We start from the raw sequence: 3,912 nt of genomic DNA on the forward strand, positions 1-3,912 counted from the left end.
TCCGCCGGTGGCTTCTGTCACCTGAAGCACTGCCGTGCGCCCGTCCCACAACTCGGTCTCGCCGACGACGCGCTGCAGGTGCTCGCGCATGCGGGCGGTGGAGATGCGCCAGTCCACGTCGAGCTCGACAGCTCCCAGCAGCTCGCTGCCCTTGCGTGTCCAGTTCTCGAACGGCGTCGTGGTGAAGTACGTGCACGGCAGCACGAGGCGGCGATCATCCCACAGGTCGAGCACGACGTAGCTCAGGGTGATCTCGCCGACGCGGCCCCACTGGCCCTCGGCGACGACGACATCATCGACCCGCAGGGCCTCGCTGAAGACCAACTGGATGCCGGCGAACATGTTCGCGAGCACCGACTGAGCGGCAAGACCGGCGACGATGGAGGCGATCCCGGCGGATGCCAGCACGCTCGCGCCGAACGTCTGGATCGCGGGGAAGGTGAGCAGCGCCGCCCCGATCGCGATGATGACGATGATCACCACGGCCACGCGGCGCAGGATCAGCACCTGGGTGCGGATGCGTCGAGCGATGCGGTTGTCGGGCACATCGATCCGGTAGTGGCCGAGCGCCATCTCGGTGGCGAATCGCACGAGTTCGATCAGCAGCCATGCTGCAGCCGCGATAGAACCGATCGCCGCGACGCGGTCGATGACGGCATCCCAGGCTGTGTTGGTTGCCGCGTCCCCGCCGGCAAGTCCCAGGGGGAAGAATCTATCGATCGCTATCCACAGGGCGATGATCAGGACGATGGTGCGAAACGGCCGCCGCGCATGGCGAACGAAACTCTGACCCCATGAGCGCCGCCGAAGCGCGAGCTTGACGATCCCCGAAACGATCGTGGTCAGCACCAGGGCTGACACGACCGCGACGACCACGGCGATCGCGAATGTCATCCACGGTCCAAGGGTCGCTGTCGTCGCATCGACAACGTCCGTCGCGCGCCGCCAGTCGTGCGGGCGTAGGTCAAGCATCCGTTCTCCCTCCGGGGCCTTCCTCCACGCTACGGGGAGCACCGGGTGCGCCCGCAAACCGGGAGCGAAGCGCACAGGAGCCTCGGAGGATCCCGCCCCCGTACGATGGCACCGTGACGACAGTGACTCTCATCGGCCGCGACGGGTGCCACCTGTGCGATGTCGCGCGTGGCGTCATCGACCACGTCCTCGCCGACCTCCCCGACGACCAGGCCGACGCGGTAACTGTCGAGGAGCTCTCGATCCAAGACGATCCGGCCCTCTCAGAGCTGTGGTGGGAGAAGATCCCGGTCGTGCTCATCGACGGCGACCTGCACGCGCATTGGCGTCTGGACGCTGCACGGCTGTCCGCCGCGCTGCGCGATGCGGATGCCGCATCGCGAGCCCAGGAGGTGTCACGATGACCCTGCGCCACGTGGTCATGTGGACGATGGCTGCAGGCGACGCTGCCACGCGCGCCGAGCACGCCGGCGAGGTCGCGCGGCGGCTGAGCGCCCTAGTCGGTGTCGTTCCCGAGATCCGCTCGCTATCGGCCGGTGCCAACAGCGAGTATCCGGACGTCAACGCGGACGTCGTGCTCATCATGGATGTCGATGATCTCGACTCACTCGAGGCCTACCAGGTGCATCCGGCGCACCAGGAGGTGGCAGCCTACATCCGCAGCGTCGTGGCTTCCCGCCACGCCGTCGACTTCGTCATCTAGGCGCGGCGCTCACGGCCTCAGACCAGGCGCCGCCGCAGGGCGTCGAGTTCGGCATCAGTCAGCCCCCCTGAGCGTAGGTAGCCTGCCGCGCCGCCATGGGTGGAATCCACCCACTCCAGGGCGGTGACGATCGCTGCGGGCGGTGTCGCGGCGACGAGATCGTCGAGAGCCGGCGTGCGCGGAATGCCCATCGCCTGCAGCATCCCGAACATGCGCTCGGTCCAGGGGCCGGCGAGGTTACGCTCCGACGACGCATAGTCCTCGACGATCGCCGGGCGCTCGACTCCGACCGCCTCGAGGATCAGCGCGATCGCGACGCCGGTGCGATCCTTGCCGGCGGTGCAGTGGACGAGGACTGCTGCCTCAGACTGCGCTACCGCCCGGGCAGTCTCGGCGAAAGCGCTCGCGCCGTGTTGCAGCATCGAGACGTACAGTTCCGGCAGCGAGGGGATCTGGGCTAGCGCTCGTTCGATGATGCGGGATACCGCCTCCGGGTCGCTCGCTTGCGAGGCGGACTTCATGACCTCTTGAGCCATCCCGGCCATTGCGCCTTCGAGCACGCCCAGTTGCACAACGCGCGGCGGCGGCGATGCGGGAAGCCGGTCGGGCGCCATCTGCCTCTCGGTGTCGGTACGGAAGTCGATGACGACCTCGATGTCGCTCGCGGCCAGTTGATCCAGGCCGCGAGGCGTCAGGTCGCTCAGGGCATCCGACCTGTAGAGAACCCCGACGCGCGTACGATCGCCCGACACGACGGGCAGACCGCCGACGTCGCGAAAGTTGTGGGTCCCCTCGGGGCTCGAGGGAGTGAGCTCGGATGCCGAAGCCGCGGTCATGTCTCCAGCGTAGGCGTGACCGGTGACCGGCTCAGGGCGCGAGGCGCGTGGGGCCGCGGAAGAGGAAGGTCACTTCGCGGATGGAGGATTCGCCCAGCAGCAGCATGAGAAGGCGCGCGAGCCCCATCCCGAAACCACCGTGCGGGGGAACGCCGTAGCGGAAGAAGTCGAGATAGTGCTCGAGCCCCGCGACATCCAGGCCCTTCTCGGTGGCCTGCGCCTCGAGGACCTCGACGCGGTGCTCGCGCTGCGCGCCGGTGGTGATCTCGGTGCCGCGGTAGAGCAGGTCGTAGCTCTTGGTCATCCCGGTCCTGGGATCGCGCATGTGGTAGAACGGCCGGATCTCGGGGTGGTAGTCGGTGACGAACACGAAGTCGTGGTCGTACGTTTCCTTCACGTACGCCGACAGCTGGCGTTCGCCCTCGGGGTCGAGGTCGCCGTCAGCGCGGGGGATCTCGTAGCCGCGGGATGCGACGATCGACCGGGCCTCGGCAAGCGGAATGCGTGGGAACGGCAGGGTCGGAACCGTGACCTCGAGTCCGAAGAGCTCCTCGATCTCGGCGCCGTGCTTCTCTTTGACGGCGGCGATCGCGGTCTGAAGCAGCTCTTCTTGCATCCGCGCGACGTCTTCGTGGGACTCGACCCAGCTGATCTCCGCGTCGATGGAGGTGAACTCGGTGGCGTGGCGGCTCGTGAAGCTGGGGTCGGCGCGGAAGGCGTCGGCGATCTCGAACACCTTGCCAAAGCCCGCGGCCTGCGCCATCTGCTTGAAGTGTTGGGGGCTCTGCGCGAGGTAGGCGGTCTGGTCTCCGAAGTACTCCAGCTGGAACAGCTCCGCACGCGATTCGGCGGGGCTCGACATGAGCTTGGGGGAGTGGATCTCGATGTAGTCGCGCTCGATCCAGTAGCTGCGCATCGCGTGCTCGAGGGTGGTCTGCACGCGGAAGATCAGGTTGTTGCGGGCCTGACGCAGATCGATGAAGCGCCAGTCCATGCGCTTGTCGAGCCCGCTGTCGGCGGCGATGGGTGTCTCGGGGTCGGATGCCGCGGCGATCTCGAGAGTGTGGATCTTGATCTCGACACCTCCGAGCTTGACGCGCTCGTCGTGCTTGAGTTCTCCGGTCACCGTGAGGAAGGTGCCGGTCGACAGAGCCGAGATGGTCTCCGTCAACGCAAGTGCCGCGTGAGCCGTATCGTCGGCATCCTCGGGAAGTTCGCGGGTCGCGGGATTGACCAACTGGACGGCGCCTGTCTCATCGCGCAGGATGACGAACTGCACCTTCTTCTGGTCGCGCACCGTCTCGACCCATCCGGAAACGGAGACGGAGCCCGCGGGCAGTTGCTTCAGCTGGTTCACCAGGACGCGTTCACTCACGAGCGCCCAGTCTACGGGCCGGTGCG

General features: G+C 67.1%; 5 protein-coding genes. 2 read left to right on the forward strand and 3 right to left on the reverse strand.

The features are described from left to right. On the reverse strand, positions 1-972 hold a 972-nt coding region (locus B3587_RS07395), incomplete at its 3' end, for a mechanosensitive ion channel family protein (protein WP_292727558.1). Positions 973-1,085: 113 nt separating this feature from the next. Between B3587_RS07395 and B3587_RS07400 the strand changes: the two genes are divergently transcribed. Both B3587_RS07400 and B3587_RS07405 read left to right on the forward strand, forming a co-directional pair. Further along, a complete protein-coding gene (locus B3587_RS07400; RefSeq protein WP_228177860.1) occupies positions 1,086-1,376 on the forward strand; it encodes a glutaredoxin family protein in 291 nt (96 codons plus the stop codon). Then, entirely contained in the window at positions 1,373-1,675 is a 303-nt protein-coding gene (locus B3587_RS07405) for a Dabb family protein (RefSeq protein ID WP_228177861.1), read from the forward strand. The genes B3587_RS07400 and B3587_RS07405 overlap by 4 nt, the downstream gene beginning before the upstream one ends. A gap of 17 nt (positions 1,676-1,692) precedes the next feature. Here the strand turns inward: B3587_RS07405 and B3587_RS07410 are convergent, their stop codons facing one another. After that, entirely contained in the window at positions 1,693-2,511 is an 819-nt protein-coding gene (locus B3587_RS07410) for a tyrosine-protein phosphatase (protein ID WP_228177862.1), read from the reverse strand. Positions 2,512-2,542: 31 nt separating this feature from the next. Then, a complete protein-coding gene (gene aspS, locus B3587_RS07415; RefSeq protein ID WP_292727561.1) occupies positions 2,543-3,886 on the reverse strand; it encodes an aspartate--tRNA(Asn) ligase in 1,344 nt (447 codons plus the stop codon). Between the last annotated feature and the right edge of the window lie 26 nt (positions 3,887-3,912).

Source organism: Microbacterium sp. UBA837, assembly GCF_002296025.1.
Classification (GTDB): Bacteria; Actinomycetota; Actinomycetes; order Actinomycetales; family Microbacteriaceae; genus Microbacterium.